The organism is Streptomyces sp. NPDC021224 (assembly GCF_044332905.1).
Classification (GTDB): domain Bacteria; phylum Actinomycetota; class Actinomycetes; order Streptomycetales; family Streptomycetaceae; genus Actinacidiphila.
This window is the reverse complement of record NZ_JBIRPW010000004.1, coordinates 472,046-495,031: the sequence shown is the minus strand read 5'-3', so window position 1 is coordinate 495,031 and position 22,986 is coordinate 472,046. Positions and strand designations below refer to the sequence as shown.

Here is a 22,986-nt window from a genome sequence, read left to right as displayed (position 1 = left end):
CCCGACGATGAGCGAGGCGCAGCAGCACGGCGGCAGCCACTCGGTGCCGCAGACCCGCACGGCGCGGCACCGCAGGATCGTGGACATCCTGGGGCGGCAGCCGGTGCGGTCCCAGAGCCAGCTCGCCAAGCTGCTCGCCGACGACGGGCTGAGCGTCACCCAGGCGACGCTCAGCCGCGACCTGGACGAGCTGGGCGCGGTCAAGATCCGCACCAACGACGGGGAGCTGATCTACGCCGTCCCGTCCGAGGGCGGTTTCCGCACCCCGCAGGCGCCGCTCGGCGAGTCCGTCAAGGAGGAGCGGATGCGCCGGCTGGCCGGTGAGCTGCTCATCTCCGCGGAGGCGTCGGCCAACCTGGTGGTGGTGCGGACCCCGCCGGGCGCCGCGCAGTTCCTCGCGTCGGCCATCGACACCGCCGAGGTCTACGACATCCTCGGCACCATCGCGGGTGACGACACGGTCGTCCTCATCAGCCGGGACCCCGCCGGCGGCCAGAAGCTCGCCGACCACCTGCTGCGGCTGGCCCAGGGCGAGGTCTGAACCCGCCGTACGGGGCCCGGGCCCGCAGCTTTGACTATTCATACGGTGGAGTGCATACTTATGCCAATGAGCGTATGCACCGTCGAGAGGGAGCTGGCACTGTGAGCGCCGAACAGCAGGGCGGCAAGCTGTGGGGAGGGCGGTTCGCCGACGGGCCGTCCGCCGCGCTGGAGAGGCTGTCGGCCTCGATCCACTTCGACATGCGGCTCGCGCCGTACGACATCGCGGGCTCCCGCGCGCACGCCCGGGTCCTCTACCGCGCCGAGCTGCTCAGCGCCGAGGAGCTGGACCGCATGATCGCCGGGCTCGACCGGCTGGAGAGCGACGTCGCCGCGGGCGACTTCACCGCCACCGTCGCCGACGAGGACGTGCACACCGCGCTGGAACGCGGCCTGATGGAGCGCGTCGGCCCCGAACTGGGCGGCAAGCTGCGCGCCGGTCGGTCCCGCAACGACCAGATCGCCACCCTCTTCCGGATGTACCTGCGCGACCACGCCCGGACGATCGGCGGCCTGCTCGCCGAACTCCAGGACGCGCTGGTCGGCCTGGCCGAGGCGCACCCCGACGCCGTCATGCCCGGCCGCACCCACCTCCAGCACGCCCAGCCGGTGCTCTTCGCCCACCATGTGCTCGCGCACGCCCAGGCGCTGTCCCGGGACGCCGAGCGGCTGCGGCAGTGGGACACCCGCACCGCCGTCTCGCCGTACGGCGCGGGCGCGCTCGCCGGGTCCTCGCTGGGACTGGACCCCGAGGCGGTCGCCCGCGACCTGGGCTTCGAGGGCGGCTCGGCCGGCAACTCCATCGACGGCACCGCGGCGCGCGACTTCGCCGCGGAGTTCGCCTTCGTCACCGCCATGATCGGCGTGGACCTCTCCCGGATCGCCGAGGAGGTGATCTTGTGGAACACCAAGGAGTTCTCCTTCGTGACGCTGCACGACGCCTTCTCCACCGGCTCGTCGATCATGCCGCAGAAGAAGAACCCCGACATCGCCGAGCTGGCCCGCGGCAAGTCCGGCCGCCTGATCGGCAACCTGACCGGTCTGATGGCCACCCTCAAGGCGCTGCCGCTGGCCTACAACCGGGATCTCCAGGAGGACAAGGAGCCGGTCTTCGACTCCGTCGACCAGCTGGAGGTGCTGCTCCCGGCCTTCACCGGGATGATGGCCACGCTGACCGTGCACACCGACCGGATGGCCGAACTGGCCCCCGCGGGCTTCTCGCTCGCCACCGACATCGCCGAGTGGCTGGTCCGGCAGGGCGTGCCCTTCCGGGTCGCGCACGAGGTCGCGGGCGAGTGCGTCAAGGTGTGCGAGGCCGAGGGCATCGAGCTGCACGAGCTGACCGACGAGCAGTTCGCGAAGATCTCCCCGCACCTGGCGCCCGAGGTCCGCGAGGTGCTCGACGTCCGCGGCGCCCTCGCCGCCCGCAGCGCCCGCGGCGGCACCGCCCCCGCCGCGGTCGCGGTGCAGCTCGCCGAGGTCAAGGCCGACCTGGCCGCCCAGCACACCTGGGCGCAGGCCAAGCAGTAGCCGGAACACGACGAAGCCGGGCGGCCCCCGAGGGGCCGCCCGGCTTCGTCGTGCCGCCGTGCCGTCCGGCTCAGGCGGCCTTCGCCTTGGTCGCGTACATGTCCACGTACTCCTGGCCGCCGAGGCGCATGACCTCGCTCATCACCTCGTCGGTGACGGCCCGCAGCACATAGCGGTCGCGGTCCATACCGTCGTAGCGGGCGAATTCCAGCGGGCGGCCGAAGCGGATGCCGACCGGGGCGATGCGCAGCATGCCGGAGCCGCCGGGCTGCACCTTGTCGGTGCCGACCACCGCGAACGGCACGACCGGCGCGCCGGTCATGAGGGTGAGCCGGGCGACGCCGGTGCGGCCGCGGTAGAGGCGGCCGTCGGGGGAGCGGGTGCCCTCGGGGTAGATGCCGAAGATCCGGCCCTCCTCCAGCACCCGGCGGCCGGTCATCAGCGCCGCGACACCGCCGCGCCCGCCGTCCCGGTCCACCGGGATCATGCCGCAGGTGGTGAAGAACCACGCCATCAGCCGGCCCTTGACGCCCTTGCCGGTGACGTACTCGTCCTTGCCGATGAAGTACACCTGCCGCTTGACCGCCAGCGACAGGAAGATCGAGTCGATGAAGGTCACATGGTTGCCCGCCAGGATCACCGGCCCGTCGCCCGGGATGTGCTGCGCGCCCTCGACGACCGGGCGGTAGAGGACCCGCAAGAGCAGTCCGAGAATCATCTTGAGCACACTGCGGGACACCGTGTTCCTCCGCTTCGCACCGTCGGCCGGCCGGTCCCTACCGGTCCGTATGTACACCAGGACGATACTTGCGCCCCCAGGCCCGCCGCACGTCGGGTTCACGCGAAAGGCATCCACTGTTGACGCGCGTTACGGATGTGTTCCGCACGGCGTCGGCCGTACGCAAGCTGTTCGCGGCACGATGCGCGCATGACGGATGACCAGCACACAACGGGCCCCGGCAGGCGCGCCCTGCTGTCCGCGGCGGCGCTCGGCGCCGGCGGCGCAGTGATCGGCACGGCGACCTCGGCCGCGGCGCAGTCCGGGCCCGCGCAGAACGGCGGTCCGGGGCACGGCGCCCCGCGGCTGCCGGTGCCGACCATCGTGGGCCACCGCGGCAGCGCGGGCTACCGGCCCGAACACACCTTCGGATCGTACGAGTACGCGCTCGCGATCGGCGCGGACGTCGTCGAGCAGGACGTCGTCCCCACCCGCGACGGGCACCTGGTGTGCCGCCACGAACCCGAGATCGGCGGCACCACCGACGTCGCGGACCACAAGGAGTTCGCGAGCCGCAGGACCACCAAGACCATCGACGGGACCGCCACCACCGGCTGGTTCACCGAGGACTTCACGCTCGCCGAGCTCAAGCGGCTGCGCGCGGTCGAGCGGCTCCCCGCGGTGCGCCCGCACAACACCATCTACAACGGCCGCTGGGACGTCCCCACCTTCGCCGAGGTCCTGGAGTGGGCCGAGCAGGAGGGCCGCAAGCGCGGCAAGCCGGTGTGGCTGCACACCGAGACCAAGCACCCCACCTACTTCCGCGGCATCGGCCTGCCGCTGGAGGAGCGGCTGGTCGCGCAGCTCAAGCAGTACGGCAGGCACCGCGCGGGCGCCCCGCAGTTCCTCCAGTCCTTCGAGGCGCAGAGCCTCCAGCGGCTGGGCCGGCTCGGCGCCGAGGCGGCGAAGATCTTCCTGCTCAACGGGCTGACCTCGCAGCCCTGGGACTTCGTCGTCGCCGGTGACAAGCGGACCGTGGCCGACCTCGTCACCCCCGCGGGCCTGCGCTGGATCGCGGGCTTCGCCCAGGGCATCGGCCCGACCACCGACGTCGTCATCCCCCGCGACGCCGCGGGCAGGCTGCTCCAGCCCACCACGGTGGTGCGCGACGCGCACCGAGCCGGTCTGGTGCTGCACCCCTTCACCGCGCGCAACGAGAACCAGTTCCTGCCCGCGGACTTCCAGGTCGGCACCGACCCGAACGCCTACGGCGACCCGATCGCGGCCTTCAGGACCTGGTTCGCGACCGGCATCGACGGCCTGTTCACGGACAACGCCGACACCGCGGTGCTCGCCCGCGCGGACTACCTGTCCTCCTGACCGGGCCCGCGGGCCACTCCCTGAGGTGAAGCCGGCCGTGCCGGGCGCCCTGCCACGGGCGCCGGGCACGGCCGGACCGATGTACCGGGAGATCCCCCGGAGTTGGGAATCTCACAGGGGGGTAAGGGGCCGCCGCGCCCGCGCTGCGCGCGATGTCCGCGATCGATCCTGAATTCGAGGGTTGGATCCCCGGTGAGAAGGGGTAATGCACGGTAAACAGCCGGCGGCAGTGGGCACCCTTTGCACGCCCGGAGGAGCCTGGAGCGGGCAGTGCAAGTCACTGACCGGCAGGGATGTTTGTGCGATCATCGGCGCCACGGAGACGGTGCCGACCGCACCGACTCCGTTCAGGCACACGTCCCGGGCGCACACCTCACCCTCAGACTGCCCGGACGGATTTCGAAGGGGAGGCCTGCGCGCATGGGCATGAGCGTGACCATCTCTACGGCGGAAGCAAGCGACGCCGAAAAGATCCTGAAACTCCAGTACCTCTGCTACCAGAGCGAAGCCGAGATCTACGGCGACTACACCATCGAACCTCTCACCCAGACCCTGGACGAGCTGCGGGCCGAACTGGCCGAAGGCTGCGTCCTGGTGGCCCGTCTCGGCCAGGAGGTCGTCGGCTCCGTGCGGGGAACCGTCGACGGGGACGGGACGGCCCTGATCGGCAAGCTGATCGTGCACCCGCGACTTCAGCGGCACGGCCTCGGCGGGCGGCTGCTGTCCGCCCTGGAGGACCGTCTCGCGGCCGAACGGGAGGCCAAGGTCTACCAGCTCTCCACCGGCCACCGCAGCGAGGTCAACCTGCGGATGTACCGCAAGCTCGGGTACTCCCAGGTGGGTGCCGCCCGCCCGGTCACCCGGCGGCTGAGCATGGTGACCCTCGAAAAGCCCGCGGAGCAGGCGCCCTTCGCCGCCTCCGCCTGACCCGCCCGTCCCGGGCGCGGCGCCGACGACGCCGCCACGCCCGGGACGTGGAGCACGAACGGCCCGCGTGCGGCGGGTCTCAGGCCGCGGACGCCGCGCGCGCCTCGCGCGCCGAGCGGCGCAGCCACAGCAGGCCCATGACCGGCAGCAGCAGCGGCAGGAAGACATAGCCGACGCCGAAGTCCGACCACACGGTCTGGTCGGGGAAGGCCGAGGAGTCCGCCACGGTCAGGACGCCCACCGCGACGACGCCGAGCAGTTCGGCCGAGCACGACACCAGCGCGACCCTGCGGGCCTGCTCGCCGCCCCGCCACAGCGCGACGGTGATGACCGCGTAGACGATGCCCGCCGCGAGCGAGAGCACGTACGCCAGCGGCGCCTCGTGGAACTTCGTCGAGATCTGCGTGATCGAGCGGGAGAGCGCGGCCACCGTGAAGACCCCGTAGAACCACAGCAGCAGCCGCCCGGGTCCCTGCCCGAGCCGCCCGCCCGCGGGCTGCGCGCCCTCCGCCGCCGTTTCCGCCGCGGCCTGCGTGCCGTCGTCCGCGGTGGTGGTGTCCTCAGCCATGACCGGCTCCCCAGATGTCGTACAGCCGCAGCTCCAGCACGGCCAGGATCACTCCGCCGGCCGCGACGACCGCGGTGCCCCAGCGGCTGCGCTCGGTCAGCGACATGAACGCCGCGGCCGGGATGGTGCAGACCGTGCCGATCAGATAGCCGACGAAGACCGGCACCCCCTGCTCGGGGCGGTCGCCGTGGCCGAGCTGCACCAGCGAGACCACCAGCTGCACGAGCGTGGCGAGCGTCACCACGGCCATGCCGACGAAATGCCGGTCGTTGGTCGGCTCGTCGCGGTACGCGGACCAGGCGCACCACGCCGCGAGCAGCAGCGCCATGACCGAGACCGTGAGGGTGACCGCGTCGAGCATGCGCCGACTGTATTACGGCCGCGCGGCCGCCCGTTCTCCCACCCCCGTCCCGCCGCCCCGGGGCCGGGGGCCGCCCGTTCCACCGGGCGTCCGGATACTGGACAGGGTGCCCGGATTTCGGAACCGGTCGGGATGTCTGGTTTACTGGGGTCCATGACCACGACGAACCGCCGCAGCCGCGCGACCGAGGCGACCACGCCCGGTGTTCGTCGTATGTGTCGTATGTGTCGAATGTGTGCCTGACCTGAGGCCCTGAGCGGTCGCCGCCCCCGGCGCCCGCCGCCCGCGTCACACCCCCTCCCGGTGCAGCGCCGCGCCGCGCCCGGGACGCCGTGGCTGCGCCACGCCCCCGAAGCACACCCCCTGTGCGGTGGTACGTCCGCCGTGCGCCCGACCAGATGGACACCCCTGTGATCACCACCACCGACCTGCGCAAGGTCTACCGCTCGCGCGACCGCGAGATCACCGCACTCGACGGAGTCGACCTGGCGGTGCGCGAAGGCGAGGTCTACGGCGTCGTCGGCCGCAGCGGCGCGGGCAAGAGCACCCTGATCCGCTGCGTCAACCTGCTGGAGCGCCCCACCTCGGGCACCGTCGAGGTCGCCGGGCGCGACCTCACCGCGCTGGCCGGCCGCTCCGACCGGGCCCCGGCCGCGCTGCGTGCCGCGCGGGCCGGCATCGGCATGGTCTTCCAGCACTTCAACCTGCTCTCCTCGCGCACCGTCCAGGACAACGTCGAGCTGCCGCTGGAGATCCAGGGCGTCACCCGCCGCGAGCGCGCCGCCCGCGCCCGTGAGCTGCTCGACCTCGTCGGCCTCGGCGACAAGGCCCGCGCCTACCCCGCGCAGCTGTCCGGCGGCCAGAAGCAGCGCGTCGGCATCGCCCGGGCGCTCGCCGGCCGCCCCAAGGTGCTGCTCTCCGACGAGGCCACCTCGGCGCTCGACCCGGAGACCACCCGCTCCGTGCTGGAACTGCTGCGCGACCTCAACCGGCAGCTCGGCCTGACCGTGCTGCTCATCACGCACGAGATGGACGTCGTCAAGGCCGTGTGCGACTCGGCGGCCCTCATGAAAGGCGGACGAGTGGTGGAATCCGGCACCGTCGCGGAACTGCTGGCCACGCCCGGCTCCGAACTGGCCGGCGAGCTCTTCCCGCTCGGCGGCACGGCCTCCGGCCCGGACCGCACCGTGGTCGACCTCACCTTCCACGGCGACAGCGCGACCCGCCCGGTGATCTCCCAGCTGGCGCGTACCTACAACGTCGACGTGTCGATCCTCGGCGCCGCCATGGAGACCTACGACGGACGGCAGATCGGCCGGATGCGCATCGAGCTGCCCGGCCGCTTCGAGGACAACGTCGTGCCCATCGGTTTCCTGCGCGAACAGGGCCTCCAGGTCGACGTCGCCCCGTCCGGGCAGGGCACGTCCCCGGCAGAGGGCCCGGCAGCGGCCCCGGCGGTGGCCAAGTGACCTGGTCGCAGATGCACCCGCTGATCACCCAGGCGCTGGGGGACACCCTGCGGATGGTCGGCTGGTCCGCCGCCGTCACGATCGCCGCCGGGCTGCCCATCGGCGTGCTGCTGGTCCTCACCGACCGCGGCGGGCTGCTGCACGGAGCGGTCGGCGGCGTCGTCAACAAGGTGCTCGGCGCGGTCGTGAACCTCGGCCGCTCGCTGCCGTTCGTCATCCTGATGATCGCGCTGATGTCCTTCACCCGCACGATCGTCGGCACCACGATCGGCTGGCAGGCCGCGGTCGTCCCGCTGTCCGTCGGCGCCGTCCCGTTCTTCGCCCGGCTCGTGGAGACCTCGCTGCGCGAGGTCGACCGCGGGCTCGTGGAGGCCGTCCAGTCGATGGGCGGCAGCACCTGGACGGTGGTGCGCAAGGTGCTGCTGCCCGAGGCGCTGCCCTCGCTCGTCGCGGGCGCCACGACCACCGTGATCGCCCTCGTCGGCTACTCGGCCATGGCCGGTGTGGTCGGCGGCGGCGGACTCGGCGACCTCGCGCTGCGCTACGGCTACCAGCGCTTCGAGACCGGCTTCATGTGGGTCATCGTCGCCGTCCTCGTCGTCCTCGTGACCCTCGTGCAGCTGGCCGGCGACCTCGCCGCCCGCGCCGTCGCCCGCCGCGGACGCTCCTCGGCCGCGCCCCGGCTGCGGCTGCTGAAGGCGCGCCCGGCGGATCCGGCCCCCACCGCCCCCTGATGTCCGGCTGCCCCGCACCACCCGCGCGGGGCGGCCGGAGACCTGAAAAACAGGCACCACGAAACACAAGAAAGAGGCACTTTTCGTGCGTAGGACACTCAAGATCACCGCTGCCGCCGCTGCCGTGGGCGCTCTCGCGCTCGGCCTGTCCGCGTGCGGCTCCGACTCCGGCTCGAAGTCCGGCAGCTCCAGCTCCGCCGACGGCAAGGCCGCCAAGGACGCCTCCGCGCCGCTCGTCGTCGCCGCCAGCCCCACCCCGCACGCCCAGATCCTGGACTTCGTGCGCGACCACCTCGCCAAGAGCGCCGGACTCGACCTCCAGGTCAAGGAGTTCTCCGACTACGTCCTGCCCAACACCGCCACCGAGCAGGGCCAGGTCGACGCGAACTTCTTCCAGCACAAGCCCTACCTCGACGACTTCAACAAGAAGAACGGCACCCACCTGGTCGCCGTCGCCGACGTCGAGCTGGAGCCGCTGGGCCTGTACTCGCACAAGATCGGCTCGCTGTCCGAGCTCAAGGACGGCGCCACCGTCGAGGTGCCCAACGACACCACCAACGAGGCCCGCGCCCTCGGCCTGCTCGCCGCCAACGGCCTCATCACGCTGCGCGACGGCACCGGGCAGACCGCCACCCCCGCCGACGTCACCGGCAACCCCAGGCACCTGCACTTCAAGGAGCTGGAGGCCGCGCAGCTGCCGCGCTCGCTCGGCGACGTCGACGCGGGCGTCATCAACGGCAACTACGCCATCGAGGGCGGCCTGAACCCCGTCAAGGACGCCCTGGTCACCGAGAAGGCGACCGGCAACCCGTACGCCAACATCCTGGTCGTCAAGAAGGGCCAGGAGAACGACCCGCGGGTGGTCAAGCTCGTCAAGCTGCTCAACTCCCCGCAGGTCGAGCAGTACATCAAGGACACCTTCAAGGGCGCGGTCGTCCCCGCGTTCGGCACCCCGGCCGCCTGAGCCGGGCCGTCCCGAAGGTTCCGCGCCCCGCCCGGCCCGCGCCGGTCAGGCGGGGCGCACCCAGTACACGTCCGTCGTGTACGGCATCTCGATCGCGCCGCTGACCCGCGTCGCGTCGTGCGCCCCGAGCACCCCGGCGAGCTCGGTGCGCACCCTCGCCCGCGCGTCCTCGTCCAGTACCGCGATATGGCTCGACGACATCATGCGCTCCACGACGTCCGCGACCGTCGTCGAGTGCGGGTTGGGCCAGTGCCGCTCGTGGATCTCGCCCCAGCCCGACCCCGGTGCCTCGAACGCCCGCCGCCAGTCGTCCGCCTGCCGGTGCTCGTCGACCGGACCCGCGGCCAGCGGAGGGCTCGGCAGGTCGCGCGGCGCGAGCCGGAAGTAGATGTCCTGGAAGTCCCGCACCCACGGCACCGACGTGTCGTACGTGTTCCACACCAGCGCCAGCGCGCCGCCCGGCCGCAGCAGCCGCCGCACCTCGGCGAGCGCCGCGCCTTCCGCGAACCAGTGCCAGGACTGCGCGGCCACCACCGCGTCCGCGCAAGCCGCCGGCAGTCCGGTCGCCTCCGCCGTGCCCGCGCTCACCGCCACCCCCGGCAGCAGCCCGGCGAGCGTCTCGCGCATCTCCCGCACCGGCTCCACCGCGAGCACCTCGGCACCGGTCAGCGCCAGCAGCCGGGTGAACTTGCCCGTGCCCGCCCCCAGATCGACGACCGTGCGGCCCGCCTCCAGCGGCAGCGCGTCCGCCAGCGCCGCGAGCGCGGCGAGCGGATAGGACGGCCGGGAGCGCTCGTAGACCCCCGCGGCCCGCTGGTAACCGACTCCTGCTGCGTGGTGCACCGTCACGCGGGCTGACGGTAGCAGGATCGGATGACGCCCACGGATACTCGCGGCGACCGCCATCCGCCCTACTCTGGAAGGGCGTTCGCCGCCGAGCACCCCCGCGGCACCCCGGACCGACCCTGCCCGGCGGCCGCCGCGCGCGATGCTGCATGCTGTGCAGTCCACCCACGCCCTGGTTACGGAGCAGTGAATGACCGCCACCTTCCCGGACATCTCCCTCAGTACGGAGCGGCTGCTGCTGCGCCCGTACGACGAGGACGACATCCCCGAACTCGTGGAGATGATGAACGACGACCTGGTGACCGCGTGGACCGGCTCCCCGCGGCCGTACACCGAGGCCACCGCGCGGTCGTTCGTCACCACCGGGGCGCCGGCGGAGCGGACGGGCGGCCGCGGTCTGGTGCTGGCCGTCTCCGAACTGCTCACCCAGCGGCTCGTCGGCACCGTCCAGCTCCAGAACACCGACTGGCGCGTCCGCGGCACCGAGATCGGCTACCTCACCGCCTCCTGGGCGCGCGGCGAGGGATACGCCGGTGAATCGGTGCTCGCCGTCGTCCGCTGGCTCTTCCGCAACCAGGGCTTCGAACGGGTCGAGCTGCGCACCGCCGCGGACAACAGCGCCTCGCAGCAGGTCGCGCAGAAGATCGGGTGCATCAGCGAGGGCGTGCTGCGCGGCGCTGGCCTCATCCGCGGCCGGGCCGGCGACGACCCCGCCGGACGCTGGGTCGAGACCCGCACCGACCTGCTGGTGTGGAGCCTGCTGCCGGAGGACCTCGACGACCTGGACGACCCCGACGGCGCCCCTGGCACGGACGGGGCCGGGGAGGGCTACGACGCGTACGCCCCCTACCCCGACTACGCCGACTACTCCGCGGCCTCGCGCCGCCGCTGACCCCGGCCGTACCGCGTCCGCAGGCCCTCCGCGCGTACCGCGTCCGCCGGCCCTCCGGCCGGTCCGCGGCCGGTGAACCCCGCGCCGCCCGGATACCGGTGAACCCCGCGCCGCGACCCTCTCCGCCGCCGTCCGCCGCTCCGCGCCCGACAGATGCCGGAGCGCCCCCGCGCCCTGCCGCGCCGCCGCCCGCCGGGCCGCCCGTGCCGCGGCCACAACAGCCGCGTGTATCCGCGTACCCCTGGCGCCCGCCTCCGGGTTAGGGTTCTCACCCGGACCTCACCTCCGCCCCGCCGGGGAGGCTCCGCCGGCACCCCCGCGACCCACCCCCACGGCTTGGAGGCAGACGACGATGGCCGACCGGGTCACCGTGATCGGATGGGACGGCTCACCCCCGTCCGAGGCCGCCCGCGCCGCGCTGGACGCCGCCACGCTCGTCGCCGGCACCCGCCATCACCTGGCCCTGCCGTACGTCCCCCGGCAGGCCGAGCACATCGTCCTCGGCAGCATCGACATCGCCGCCCGCCGGATCGCCGGGCACCGCGGCACCGCCGTCGTCCTCGCCGACGGCGACCCGGGGTTCTTCGGTGTCGTCCGCGCCCTGCGCGACCCCGAACACGGCCTGGAGGTCGAGGTCATCCCCGGCGTCTCCGCCGTGGCGCGGGCCTTCGCGCGGGCCGGTATGCCCTGGGACGACGCCCGGGTCGTCGTCGCCACCAGCCGCACCCTGCGCCGCGCCGTCAACGTCTGCCGCTCCTACCCCAAGGTCGCCGTGCTCACCGCGCCCGGCGCCGGGCCCGCCGAACTCGCCCTGCTGCTCGCCGGGGTGCACCGCACCTTCGTCATCTGCGAGGCGCTCGGCTCGGACCGCGAGCAGATCACCGTGCTGACCTCCGACAAGGTCGCCGACCACATATGGCGCGACCCCAACATCGTGCTCGTCGTGGGCGGCAGCACCGGCGCCCCCGGCCTGGCCGTGCTCGGCTCCGCCGCCCTGCCGACCGCGCCCGGCGGCCGCCCCGCGACCTCCCGCGGCGGCGGCTGGATCGCCGGCCGCGACCCCGGCTTCCCCGGCCCGGTACGCGGCTGGGCCCTGCCCCCCGCGGAGTACGGGGGCGACGTGCCCGCGCCCGTCCGCGCCTACCAGCTCGCCCGGCTCGGCCCGCGCACCGGCGACCTGGTGTGGGACATCGGCGCCGCCGACGGCGCCCTCGCCCTGGAGGCCGCCCGGTTCGGCGCCGCCGTCATCGCCGTCGACCGCGACGCCCAGGCCTGCGACTGGGTCACCGCCGCCGCCCGCCGGGCCGGCGTCCAGATGCAGGTCGTGCACGGCACCGCGCCCCAGGTGCTGGAGGACCTGCCGGAACCCGACGTGGTACGGATCGGCTGCGCCGACCCCGACGTCGTTGCCGCGTGCGCCGCCCGCCGCCCCGAGCGCATCGTCGCCGCGGCCGCCACCCCCGAGTCCGCGACGGAGATCGACCGCGCGCTGTCCGAGGGCGGTTACACCGTCGAACGCATGTTGCTGCGCTCCGCCGCGGCCGACGCCGAGTGGCGGGAGCAGGACGGCCCGGCGGCCTACCTGCTGTGCGGCAGCAGGCCCTGAACCGGGCCCGGCGGCAAGGCCGGTGGGCGGGCCCGCGAGGCGGCGTTTGCGCATGTGGGAGCGCTGCCGCGGGGCCTTGTGTGAGATACGTCCCGCGGTGCGGACTTCGGGGCCGTGGGCGCGGCGGGTGAGGGTAGGCTGACGGATCGTTGTGCCGTCGTCGTGCGTTGACGGGGTGTCGATACGTCCGATGTCCGCGTGGTCGACGTGCCGCATCCCGGGCCCGCTCGTTGGAGTCGGTGAGGGGTGGGTGTGCGCGGCGCGGCGGCTGGAAGGAGCGAAACCGATGGGCGAGGGGCACGCATGACGGACACCGGTCAGATCCCCGGCGAGGGGCTGCCGGAGAACGCGGTCGGCGACGCGGCTCACCAGCCGCACACCGGCGCACTCGGCGCACCGCAGGCCACCGCCACCGGCTGGGGAGCCCAGCCGCCCGCCGGCCTCGACAACCCCCCCTACGGCTACCTCGACCAGCCCCCCGCCCCCGGCACCGGGCTCGACGACGAGGACGACGTCCTGCTCATGCCCGGCCCCCAGGGCACCTGGAGCGACCCGCAGCCCGTGCCGCTCCAGCCCGAGCCGCCGCAGGCACCGCTCCCCGCCGACCACTTCGCGCCGGGGTACGCGCCCGGCGCTTCTCCCGGCACCTCTGCCGGCACCGAATCCGCCCCCGGTTTCCCGCTGCCGGGCACGCCCCATGAGCAGGGCTTCCCCGCGCCGGGCCAGCTGCCGGGCGCCGAGACCGCCGGATTCGTCCCGCAGGAGCACAGCTTCGCGGGGCCGGGTACCGCCGAGGGCACCGGGGCCGTCGGGCCGGGCGCTCCGGCCGGGTTCGCGCCGCAGGACGGGGCCGCGGGCTTCGCCGCGCCGGGTGACGCGGCTGCCGGTGCGCACGGCGCGCACGGTGTGCACGGTGTGCACGGCGCGCCGGATGACATGGCGTCCGGTGCCGCCGCCGTGGGGGAGGGCGCGGCTCCCGGGCTCGCGCCGGGACAGGGCGCGGTACCGGGGCACCTCCCGGGTGCGGAGTTCGCGGCCGCAGCGCCGGGGCAGGCCGCCCCGGGCGCCGAGCAGTCCGCCGGGTTCGCGGCGCCGGGGCAGGGGCCGCAGGGCGAGCCGTCGCACGGCGCGGGCTTCACCGTGCCGGGAGCCGGGCAGGCGCCCGCCGCTCCGGCCGACCCCGCCACGGGCGGTGCGGCGCCGGGAGCCGAACAGGGCGCGCCGGTCGCCGAGGCCGCCGCGCAGCCGCAGGCCGCGGTGCCGGGCGATCCCGCCGAGGCGGGCACGCCGGACACGGGCGCCGTACAGGCGCAGGGAGCTGACACCCCGCCGGTCGCGGCCGCCCCGCCGCGCCGCCCGCTGCACATGGGCCCGCCGGTCCAGGACACCCCGAGCGGCGGCGTGTCCGTCCGCTCCCTCGCCGACCGCGGGCCCGCGCAGGGTGCCCCCGGCCCGGCCCCGGTCCGCGTGCAGGGCCCGCCGACCGCGGGCCCCGAATACCTCGACGTGCCGCCGCAGGGCCCGCACGCCATCCCTGCCCAGCAGAACGGCGAGCCCGGCGACCCCGCCGCGGCACCGCACGGCGGATGGCCCGCGGTCGACCGCACGCCCTCCCAGCAGTCGCTCATCCCGCACGCCGACAGCATCATCCCGTCCCAGACGCCCCCGGAGCCGGCCGCGGCACTTCCGCAGGCCGAGCCCGCCGCCGTACCCGTCCCGGCATCCGAAGCGGCCCCGGAGGCGCCCGCCGCCGAGCAGGCCGACACGGAGGAGGCGTCCGCGACCCCGCCGCAGGGCACCGCCGTACCCGCGCCCGCCCTCGCCGGGCCCGCCGTGCCGTCGCCCGCGCCCGGCCAGCCCGCCGCCGCGCCCATCGGCCTCGACCTCGCCGCCCCGCCGTCCGGCCCCGCCTTCGACGAGCAGGCGGCCGCGGCCGTGCCCGCAGCCCCCGCCGAGCAGGCCCCCGCGCCCGCCGGGCCCGCGCCCGAGCCCGCCCCCGCCGAGCAGCCCGCGGCCGAACTCCCGGCCCAGGAAGCCGAGGTGGCGGCCCCGGAGGCGCAGCCCGTGGCCGAGGAGCCCGCCGCCGAGCAGGCCGCAGAGCCGGAGCAGGCCACCGAAGGGGCCGAGGCCGTGGAGGCGGCGGATGCGGTGGAAGCCGTGGAAGCCGTGGAAGCGGCGGAAGCGGCGGAAGCGGTGGAAGCCGTGGAAGCGGTGGAGACGGCGGAGGTCGTGGAGGCCGCGCCCGTCGCCGGGGAGGAGCCCGCGGACGAGGCGCAGGACACCGCCGCCGCGTCGCCCGCCCCCGCCGGGGAGCCCGCCGAGGCGTACGAGCCCGCCGTGCGCGACGCCGTCCACCGCGTCATCCGCGAACGCCGCGACATCCGCAACGGCTTCCGCTCCGACCCGATCCCGCCCGAGGTGCTGCTGCGTGTCCTGGAGGCCGCGCACACCGCCCCCAGCGTCGGCCACTCCCAGCCGTGGGACTTCGTCGTCATCCGCTCCGAGAAGACCCGGGAGAAGATGCACGAGCTGGCCATGGCCCAGCGCGAGGCGTACGCCCAGTCGCTGCCGAAGGCCCGCGCCCGGCAGTTCCGCGAGCTGAAGATCGAGGCGATCCTCGACACGCCCGTCAACATCGTCGTCACCGCCGACCCCACGCGCGGCGGCCGGCACACCCTCGGCCGCCACACGCAGCCGCAGATGGCGCCCTATTCGTCCGCGCTCGCCGTCGAGAACCTCTGGCTCGCCGCCCGCGCGGAAGGCATCGGCGTCGGGTGGGTCTCCTTCTTCGACGAGCGCCAGGTCGTCGCCGAACTCGGCCTGCCCGAGCACCTGGAGGTCGTCGCCTACCTGTGCGTCGGGTACGTCGACGAATTCCCCGAGGAACCCGAGCTGATGCAGGCGGGCTGGTCGCAGCGCCGCCCGCTGTCCTGGGTCGTCCACGAGGAGGAGTACGGCAACCGGGCGCTGCCCGGCGAGGAGCCGCACGACCTCCTGGAGGAGACGCTGCGCGCCATCCGCCCGCTCGACGCGAAGGCCCTCGGCGAGGCGTGGGAGCGGCAGAAGCGGATGACCAAGCCCGCCGGGGCCCTCGGCATGCTGGAGATCATCTCCGCGCAGCTCGCCGGGCTCTCCCGGGTCTGCCCCGCGCCCGTCCCCGAGCCCGCCGCCGTGGCGATCTTCGCCGGTGACCACGGGGTGCACGCCCAGGGCGTCACCGCGTGGCCCCAGGAGGTCACCGGGCAGATGGTCGCCAACTTCCTCGGCGGCGGGGCGGTCTGCAACGCCTTCGCCAACCAGGTCGGCGCCGAGGTCTGCGTCATCGACGTCGGCGTCGCCGCGGAGCTGCCCGGTACGCCGGGCCTGCTGCCGCGCAAGGTGCGCGCCGGGACCGCCGACTTCACCGCGGGCCCCGCCATGACCCGCGAGGAGGCGCTGCGCGCCATCGAGGTCGGCATCGAGACGGCCCGCGACCTCGTCGCCGCGGGCAACAAGGCGCTGCTCACCGGTGAGATGGGCATCGCCAACACGACGACCTCCGCGGCGCTCGTCGCCGTCTTCACCGGCGCGGACCCGGCGGAGGTCACCGGGCGCGGCACCGGCATCAACGACGAGATGCACGCGCGCAAGGTCGATGTCGTACGGCGCGCGCTGGAGCTGCACCGGCCCGACCCGGCCGACCCGATCGCGGTCCTCACCGCGATCGGCGGGCTCGAACACGCCGCGCTCACCGGCCTGCTGCTCGGGGCCGCGGCCCTGCGCACGCCGGTCATCCTCGACGGGGTGTCCGCCGGGGCCGCCGCGCTCGTGGCCCGCGCCATCGCGCCCGAGGTGCTGGCCGCGTGCATCGCCGGCCACCGCAGCGCGGAGCCCGGCCACGTCGCCGCCCTCACCGCGCTGGGACTCCGCCCCCTGGTCGACCTCGACCTCCGCCTCGGCGAGGGCACGGGGGCACTGCTGGCCCTCCCCCTCGTCCAGAGCGCCGCCCGTGTCATGCACGAGGTCGCCACCTTCGACGCGGCAGGCGTCACCGAAAAGTCCTGACCTCCCCCCTTGCGGGCGGCTGCCGCGCCAGCGGCAGTTTCGAGGGGCGCGGGGACCTGCGCGACGAGCCCCCGCCGGCGGGAGGTCCTGCGAGGGACATGGTGTGGCAGCCCGGTGGGAGGGGGCGCGGGGACCTGCGCGTCCAGCCCTCACCGGCGGAAGGTCCTGCGACGGACATGGCGTGCCAGCCCGGTGGGAAAGGGGCGCGGGGAACCGCGCGCCCAGCCCCCCACCGGCGGAAAGCCGCGCGCGCAGCGCGGGACGCACCTCGGGGCGTATCCGGCGCGCACCGTAAGATCAAAGCTCGCCGTGAACTGCCGAAGGAGCGCGATGGATCGCAAGGACGACGTCCCCGCCTACCCCGTGGGGCTGCGGCTCGCGGGGCGCCGGGTCGTGGTGATCGGCGGCGGGCAGGTCGCCCAGCGGCGGCTGCCCGCGCTGTTGTCGGCCGGCGCCGACGTCGTCCTGATCGCGCCGGAGGCGACCCCCTCCGTGGAGGCGATGGCCACGGCCGGCGAGCTGCGCTGGGAGCGCCGCCCGTACCGTACGGGCGACCTCGCGGAGGCCTGGTACGCGCTGGTCGCCACGCGCGACCCCGCGGCGAACGCGGCGGCCTCCGCGGAGGCGGAGGAGCGCCGCGTGTGGTGCGTGCGCAGCGACGACGCGCGTGCGGCCTCCGCGTGGACGCCCGCTACGGGCCGTACGGACGGCCTGACCGTCGCCGTGCTGAGCGGCCGGGACCCGCGCCGCAGCGCGGGCGTGCGGGACGCCGTGATCGAGGGCCTGCGCGACGGCACCCTCGTGTCGCCCCGGCACCGGGACCGTACCGCGGGCGTCGCGCTGGTCGGCGGCGGTCCGGGCGACCCGGACCTGATCACCGTGCGCGGCCGCCGCCTGCTCGCCGCGGCGGACGTCGTGATCGCCGACCGGCTCGGCCCGCGCGACCTGCTGGACGAGCTGCCGCCGCACGTCGAGGTGATCGACGCGGCGAAGATCCCGTACGGCCGGGCGATGGCCCAGGAGGCGATCAACGCCGCGCTGATCGAGCACGCGAAGGCCGGGAAGGCCGTGGTGCGGCTCAAGGGCGGGGATCCGTTCGTCTTCGGCCGCGGTATGGAGGAGGCGCAGGCGCTCGCCGCCGCGGGTGTCCCGGTGACCGTCGTCCCGGGTATCTCCAGCTCGATCAGCGTGCCGGGCGCGGCGGGCATCCCGGTCACGCACCGGGGTGTGGCGCACGAGTTCACCGTGGTGAGCGGCCATGTCGCCCCGGACGACGCCCGTTCGCTCGTGGACTGGCCCGCGCTGGCGCGGATGCGCGGCACGCTCGTGCTGCTGATGGCCGTGGAGCGGATCGGCGCCATCGCGGACGCGCTGATCGCGGGCGGCCGTCCGGCGGGCACCCCGGTCGCGGTGGTGCAGGAGGGCACGACGGCGGCGCAGCGCCGGGTGGACGCCACGCTCGCGTCGGTCGCCCGGATCGTGGCCGAGGAGGGCGTACGGCCGCCCGCGGTCGTGGTCGTCGGCGACGTCGTGACGGTGGGCGGGCCGGGCGGCGCGTACACCGAGGGCAACGTCCATGGCTGAACCGGTCGCGGTCACCGATCCGGACGACCCGCGGCTGCACGACTACACCGGCCTCACCGACGTCGAGCTGCGGCGCCGCCGCGAGCCCGCCGAGGGCCTCTTCATCGCCGAGGGCCAGAAGGTGGTCCGGCGGGCGCTCGCGGCCGGTTACCCGATGCGTTCGATGCTGCTCACCGAGAAGTGGCTGGAGGCGCTGCGGGACGTCGTCGCCGAGGTGGCGGCGCCCGTCTACGTCGTCGACGACGCCCTCGCCGAGCGGGTCACGGGCTACCACGTGCACCGTGGCGCGCTCGCCTCGATGCAGCGCAAGGCCCTGCCGGACGCGGCGGGCGTGCTCGCCGCCGCGCGCCGGGTGGTGGTGATGGAGGCGGTCAACGACCACACCAACATCGGCGCGATCTTCCGCAGCGCCGCGGCGCTCGGCATGGACGCGGTGCTGCTGTCGCCGGACTGCGCCGACCCGCTCTACCGCCGCTCGGTGAAGGTCTCGATGGGTGCGGTCTTCTCCGTGCCGTACGCCCGGCTGGACGCCTGGCCGCGCGATCTGTACGGCACGGTGAAGGAGGCCGGCTTCCGGCTGCTGGCGCTCACCCCGGCGGCGCACGCCACCGCCCTGCCGGACCTGCCGCTCGCCGAACTGCCGCGGCTGGCCCTGCTGCTGGGAGCCGAGGGCCCCGGTCTCAGCCCGAAGGCGCTGGCCGCCGCGGACACCTTTGTCCGTATCCCGATGTCCCACGACGTCGACTCGCTCAACGTGGGCGCGGCCGCCGCGGTCGCCTTCTACGCCGTGGCCGCGGGCGGGTGACCGGCGCCCGGAATCGGGGGAATTCCGACCGGAATACGGTCCTCATAAAGAAATGCCGGTGCCGACCTATTGTCCGGCCCGCTCGCTCGATATCACCAGGACGTCATATTCCACGGCGCTGTGCGGAGGCTGTGGATTCGGGCCCCGGGGCGGCCCGGACGGTGGTGCTAGGGTTGCCGTAATTCTGGCACGGGGCAGCGGAGATGAGCGCAGATGAAAATTCTTGTCACCGGCGGCGCGGGATATATCGGCAGTACGGTCGCGAGCGCGCTGCTGGACGAGGGGCACACCCCGGTCGTCCTCGACAGCCTGGTCACCGGGCTCGAAGAGTTCACCGAGGGCCGGGTGTTCTACCAGGGGGACATCGCGGACGGCGCGCTGCTGGACCGGGTTTTCCATGAGCACCCCGACATCACGGCGGCGGTGCACTGCGCGGCGCTGATCGTCGTCCCCGATTCGGTGGCCGAGCCGCTGCGCTACTACCGGGAAAACGTGGCGAAGACCATCGCGCTGCTCGAACACCTGGAACGCAACGGCTGCCACCGCGTCCTGTTCAGCTCCTCGGCCTCGGTCTACCTGCCGGGCGCGGACTTCACGGTGGACGAGGATTCCCCGGTGGCCGCGGGCAGCCCTTACGCGCAGACCAAGGCCGTGATCGACCGCATCCTGGCCGACACCGCCGCCGGTACGCCGCTGCGCGCGGTGTCGCTGCGCTACTTCAACCCCATCGGCGCCGACCCGCGCATGCGCACCGGCCTCCAGGTCCGCGAGCCCTCGCACGCGCTCGGCAAGATGATCGCCGCGTGGGAGAACGGGGACGTCTTCCGGGTGACCGGCGGGGACTGGCCGACCAGCGACGGCAGCGGCATCCGCGACTACATCCACGTCTGGGACCTCGCGCGCGCGCACGTCGCCGCGCTCACCCGCTTCGACACCGTCGTCGGCGGCGACCACCCCCCGCACCTCGTCGTCAACCTCGGTACGGGCAAGGGCACCACGGTGCGCGAGCTGGCCGCGGCCTTCGGCGAGGTCACCGGCACCCCGCTGCGCACCGAGGACGCACCGAGCCGCCCCGGGGACGTGGTGGGCGCCTACACCCGCACCGAGCGCTCCGCCCGGCTGCTGGGCTGGAAGGCCGAGTTCGACGTGCGCGACGGCATCCGCGACTCCCTCACCTGGCGCGGGCGGCTGCTGGAGCTGCTGGGCCCGGTCGAGGACTGACGCCCCGGGCCCGGGGCGGGCCGGTCGGCGGCCCGCCCCCGTCCGGTCAGGGCGCGGGCGGCAGGTCCACCCGGGCCGCCAGCAGGCGGCGGTGGTGGCCGGGGGAGCCCAGCGCGATCTCGTCGGCCTTCGCGCGCTTGAGGTACAGATGCGCCGGATGCTCCCACGTCATGCCGATGCCGCCGTGCAGCTGCACCGCCTCCTCCGCCGCGCGCACCGCGACGGGCGCGGTGTACGCCTGCGCGACGGCCACCGCGATCTCCGTCTCGGCGCTCTGCGCGGGCGGCTCCCAGGAGGCCAGCGCGGCGGCCGCGCTGCGGGCCGCGGCACGGGCCGACACGACCTCCAGCCACAGGTCGGCCAGCCGGTGCTTGAGCGCCTGGAAGGAACCCACCACCCGGCCGAACTGGTGCCGCTGCTTCAGATGGCCGACCGTCTCGTCCAGGCACCACTGCGCCGCGCCCAGCTGCTCGGAGGCCAGCAGCCCCGCGCCCGTCAGCAGCGCCCGCTCCAGCGCCTCCCGCGCGGTGTCCCCGGCGGCCAGCAGCCGCCCCGGCACCCCCTCCAGCGTGACGTCGGCCAGCGGCCGGGTCAGGTCCAGGCTCACCGGCCGGTGCAGCAGCACCGACGCCGCGGCCACCTCGTACAGCCCGGGTCCGTCCGGCCCCTCGGCCGGCACCACCAGGACGTCCGCGGTCAGCGCGTCGGCGACGCTCGTGACCCGTCCCGACAGCCGGCCGGCGGAATCCGCCCGCACACCCGCCGGGAAGCCGCCGCCCGGGGCTGCGGACAGCGGCACCGCGAGGGCCGCGGTGACCTCGCCCGCCGCCAGCCGCCCGAGCGGCGCGGCAGCCGCGTCCCCGGCCCCCGCGCAGCCCAGCAGCGCCGTCGCCGCGAGCACCGCGCTGCCCAGGAAGGGCGTCGGCGCCACCGCGCCGCCCAGCTCCTCCAGCACCACCGCGGCCTCCCGCGCGGAGCCGCCCTGCCCGCCGTACTCCTCGGGCACCAGCAGCCCGGCCAGGCCCAGTTCGCCGCCCAGCACCCGCCACAGCGCGGGGTCGTACGGCTCGTCCGTCTCGATCCGGCCCAGCACCGCGGCCGGTCCGCAGCGGTCGGCGAGCACCGAGCGGACCGCGGCCCGCAGATCGTCCTCGACGTCGGAGTACAGCAGTCCGGGCGCCGCGGGGGAGGGGGTCGTGGCGGTCATCGGGGCAGGTCCTTCCACGGGACGTCCTTGTCGTTGCGGGGCTCGGAGGGCAGTCCGAGCACGCGCTCGGCCACGATGTTCCGCAGGATCTCCGACGTGCCGCCCTCGATCGAGTTGCCCTTGGCGCGCAGATAGCGGTAGCCCGCGTCGCGCCCGTAGAAGTCGACACTGCCGGGGCGCACCATCGTCCAGTCGCCGTAGCGCAGCCCCTGCTCGCCGAGCAGTTCCAGCTCCAGCCCGCTGAGCTGCTGGTTGAGCCGGGCCATCGACAGCTTCAGGCCCGAGCCCTCCGGGCCCGGGGCGCCCGCCGCCATCTGCTGCCGGACCCGCTCGGCGGTCAGCCGCGCCACCTCCGCCTCCACCCACAGCCGCAGCAGCCGGTCGTGCAGCTCGGGCGTGCGCAGCTCGGGGTGCTCGCGCCAGGTCGCCGCGACCGGCCCGGCCATGCCGCTCTCGCGCGGCACGGACGAGCCGCCGCCGATCGCGACCCGCTCGTTCATCAGCGTCGCCTGTGCCACCCGCCAGCCGTCGCCGACCGCGCCCAGCCGGTGCGCGTCCGGGATCCGCACCCCGGTCAGGAACACCTCGTTGAACTCCGCCTCACCGGTGATCTGCCGCAGCGGCCTGACCTCCACGCCCGGGTCGGTCATGTCGCACACGAAGTACGTGATGCCGCGGTGCTTGGGCACCTCCGGGTCGGTGCGGGCGATGAGGATCGCCCAGCGCGCGGTGTGGGCGCTGGACGTCCACACCTTCTGGCCGTCCACGACCCAGTCGTCGCCGTCGCGCACCGCGCGCGTCCGCAGCCCCGCCAGGTCCGACCCGGCGCCCGGCTCGCTGAAGAGCTGGCACCAGACCTCCTCGCCGGTCCACAGCGGCCGCAGGAAGCGGGCCTGCTGCTCGGGGGTGCCGTACGCGAGGATCGTCGGGGCCGCCATGCCCAGGCCGATGCCGATCCGCCGCGGGTCGTTGCCGGGCGCCCCGGCCGCGTCCAGCACCTCGTCCACCGCCCGCTGCAGTCCGCGCGGCGCCCCGAGCCCCCCGAGCCCCGCCGGGAAGTGCACCCAGGCCAGCCCGGCGTCGAACCGCGCCCGCAGGAACTCCGCCGCCGGTGTGCGCTCCGGCGGGTGCGCCGCGAGCAGGGCCCGGGCCCGCTCCCGTACCCCGTCGGCCTCGATGCTTCCCATACGCTGCCGTCCCTTCCGCTTCCGGGCTCTCCGGATGGCTAAGCAAGCGCTTGGTAAGTTACTCCCCCGGAAGCCGTACGGCCAGCGCGTACAGCCGGGTGATCTGGTTCGCGCTGTCGTTGTCGTCCGAGACCATCAGCAGCGGCCGCCACCCCTTGCGCGGGCCGTCCTCCCACCGCGGCCCCAGGGCCATGCCCTCGACGTTGTCCAGCAGCGGGTTGCGCTGGTCGGACTCCGACCGGGTGACCGCGGGCACCCCCTGGCGCAGGAGGACGGCGGGTCGTCCGCGCGATCAGCGCCAGTGGCACGGCGCCGCGCAGGGGCGCGGGGAACTGCGCGCTCGGCCACGACGGCGGGAGGTTCGCGCGTCCAGCGCAGGGGGCACCCCTTGGCGCAGGAGGAC

General features: G+C 74.6%; 20 protein-coding genes. 13 read left to right on the top strand and 7 right to left on the bottom strand.

What is annotated here, in order from left to right:
- Positions 1-7 precede the first annotated feature (7 nt).
- Positions 8-541, top strand: a complete 534-nt coding sequence (locus tag ACH4PY_RS13830) for an arginine repressor (RefSeq protein ID WP_031515245.1) — start codon at positions 8-10, stop codon at positions 539-541.
- Positions 542-642: 101 nt separating this feature from the next.
- A complete protein-coding gene (gene argH, locus ACH4PY_RS13825) occupies positions 643-2,070 on the top strand; it encodes an argininosuccinate lyase (RefSeq protein WP_398180514.1) in 1,428 nt (475 codons plus the stop codon).
- Between the two features lie 70 nt (positions 2,071-2,140).
- Here the strand turns inward: argH and ACH4PY_RS13820 are convergent, their stop codons facing one another.
- A complete protein-coding gene (locus tag ACH4PY_RS13820; protein WP_398180511.1) occupies positions 2,141-2,809 on the bottom strand; it encodes a lysophospholipid acyltransferase family protein in 669 nt (222 codons plus the stop codon).
- Between the two features lie 189 nt (positions 2,810-2,998).
- Between ACH4PY_RS13820 and ACH4PY_RS13815 the strand changes: the two genes are divergently transcribed.
- Together ACH4PY_RS13815 and ACH4PY_RS13810 are read left to right on the top strand one after the other, a co-directional pair.
- Entirely contained in the window at positions 2,999-4,168 is a 1,170-nt protein-coding gene (locus tag ACH4PY_RS13815; RefSeq protein WP_398180508.1) for a glycerophosphodiester phosphodiesterase, read from the top strand.
- Positions 4,169-4,588: 420 nt separating this feature from the next.
- Positions 4,589-5,095 (top strand): GNAT family N-acetyltransferase, encoded by a 507-nt coding sequence (locus tag ACH4PY_RS13810; RefSeq protein ID WP_398180505.1) that lies wholly within the window; start codon positions 4,589-4,591, stop codon positions 5,093-5,095.
- Positions 5,096-5,174: 79 nt separating this feature from the next.
- Here the strand turns inward: ACH4PY_RS13810 and ACH4PY_RS13805 are convergent, their stop codons facing one another.
- Positions 5,175-5,663: a hypothetical protein gene (locus tag ACH4PY_RS13805; RefSeq protein WP_398180502.1), complete on the bottom strand. Its 489-nt coding sequence runs from the start codon at positions 5,661-5,663 to the stop codon at positions 5,175-5,177.
- Positions 5,656-6,024: a hypothetical protein gene (locus tag ACH4PY_RS13800; RefSeq protein ID WP_398180499.1), complete on the bottom strand. Its 369-nt coding sequence runs from the start codon at positions 6,022-6,024 to the stop codon at positions 5,656-5,658. Before ACH4PY_RS13800 ends, ACH4PY_RS13805 begins: the two co-directional genes overlap by 8 nt.
- A 410-nt stretch (positions 6,025-6,434) precedes the next feature.
- Here ACH4PY_RS13800 and ACH4PY_RS13795 point away from each other — a divergent pair, with 410 nt between their 5' ends.
- The 3 genes from ACH4PY_RS13795 to ACH4PY_RS13785 all read left to right on the top strand — a co-directional run bounded on the left by ACH4PY_RS13795 (position 6,435) and on the right by ACH4PY_RS13785 (position 9,191).
- Positions 6,435-7,493, top strand: a complete 1,059-nt coding sequence (locus ACH4PY_RS13795) for a methionine ABC transporter ATP-binding protein (protein ID WP_398180877.1) — start codon at positions 6,435-6,437, stop codon at positions 7,491-7,493.
- A complete protein-coding gene (locus ACH4PY_RS13790) occupies positions 7,490-8,227 on the top strand; it encodes a methionine ABC transporter permease (protein WP_398180495.1) in 738 nt (245 codons plus the stop codon). Before ACH4PY_RS13795 ends, ACH4PY_RS13790 begins: the two co-directional genes overlap by 4 nt.
- Before the next feature lie 85 nt (positions 8,228-8,312).
- A complete protein-coding gene (locus ACH4PY_RS13785; RefSeq protein ID WP_398180492.1) occupies positions 8,313-9,191 on the top strand; it encodes a MetQ/NlpA family ABC transporter substrate-binding protein in 879 nt (292 codons plus the stop codon).
- Between the two features lie 45 nt (positions 9,192-9,236).
- Here the strand turns inward: ACH4PY_RS13785 and ACH4PY_RS13780 are convergent, their stop codons facing one another.
- Positions 9,237-10,040, bottom strand: coding sequence for a class I SAM-dependent methyltransferase (locus ACH4PY_RS13780; protein ID WP_398180489.1), 804 nt, complete (start codon positions 10,038-10,040; stop codon positions 9,237-9,239).
- A gap of 187 nt (positions 10,041-10,227) precedes the next feature.
- Between ACH4PY_RS13780 and ACH4PY_RS13775 the strand changes: the two genes are divergently transcribed.
- From ACH4PY_RS13775 to galE, 6 genes are all read left to right on the top strand, one after another.
- Entirely contained in the window at positions 10,228-10,929 is a 702-nt protein-coding gene (locus ACH4PY_RS13775; protein WP_398180486.1) for a GNAT family N-acetyltransferase, read from the top strand.
- 352 nt (positions 10,930-11,281) lie between these two features.
- The gene (gene cbiE, locus ACH4PY_RS13770; RefSeq protein ID WP_398180483.1) at positions 11,282-12,535 is read left to right on the top strand and encodes a precorrin-6y C5,15-methyltransferase (decarboxylating) subunit CbiE; all 1,254 of its coding nucleotides are present in this window, start codon (positions 11,282-11,284) and stop codon (positions 12,533-12,535) included.
- 303 nt (positions 12,536-12,838) lie between these two features.
- Positions 12,839-16,579: a nicotinate-nucleotide--dimethylbenzimidazole phosphoribosyltransferase gene (gene cobT / locus ACH4PY_RS13765; RefSeq protein ID WP_398180480.1), complete on the top strand. Its 3,741-nt coding sequence runs from the start codon at positions 12,839-12,841 to the stop codon at positions 16,577-16,579.
- Between the two features lie 330 nt (positions 16,580-16,909).
- Positions 16,910-18,163 (top strand): uroporphyrinogen-III C-methyltransferase, encoded by a 1,254-nt coding sequence (gene cobA / locus ACH4PY_RS13760; RefSeq protein WP_398180477.1) that lies wholly within the window; start codon positions 16,910-16,912, stop codon positions 18,161-18,163.
- Positions 18,156-18,968 carry a TrmH family RNA methyltransferase gene (locus ACH4PY_RS13755; protein WP_398180474.1) on the top strand — a complete coding sequence of 271 codons (813 nt, stop codon included), beginning with the start codon at positions 18,156-18,158 and terminating at the stop codon, positions 18,966-18,968. The genes cobA and ACH4PY_RS13755 overlap by 8 nt, the downstream gene beginning before the upstream one ends.
- A gap of 213 nt (positions 18,969-19,181) precedes the next feature.
- Positions 19,182-20,189 carry a UDP-glucose 4-epimerase GalE gene (gene galE / locus ACH4PY_RS13750; protein WP_398180471.1) on the top strand — a complete coding sequence of 336 codons (1,008 nt, stop codon included), beginning with the start codon at positions 19,182-19,184 and terminating at the stop codon, positions 20,187-20,189.
- Positions 20,190-20,235: 46 nt separating this feature from the next.
- On the opposite strand, the gene ACH4PY_RS13745 is transcribed toward galE, so the two are convergent.
- The 3 genes from ACH4PY_RS13745 to ACH4PY_RS13735 are packed head-to-tail and all read right to left on the bottom strand — an operon-like array spanning position 20,236 to position 22,839.
- Positions 20,236-21,396, bottom strand: coding sequence for an acyl-CoA dehydrogenase family protein (locus ACH4PY_RS13745; RefSeq protein WP_398180468.1), 1,161 nt, complete (start codon positions 21,394-21,396; stop codon positions 20,236-20,238).
- Entirely contained in the window at positions 21,393-22,583 is a 1,191-nt protein-coding gene (locus ACH4PY_RS13740; RefSeq protein WP_398180465.1) for an acyl-CoA dehydrogenase family protein, read from the bottom strand. Before ACH4PY_RS13740 ends, ACH4PY_RS13745 begins: the two co-directional genes overlap by 4 nt.
- A 58-nt stretch (positions 22,584-22,641) precedes the next feature.
- Positions 22,642-22,839 (bottom strand): hypothetical protein, encoded by a 198-nt coding sequence (locus tag ACH4PY_RS13735; protein ID WP_398180462.1) that lies wholly within the window; start codon positions 22,837-22,839, stop codon positions 22,642-22,644.
- Positions 22,840-22,986 lie beyond the last annotated feature (147 nt).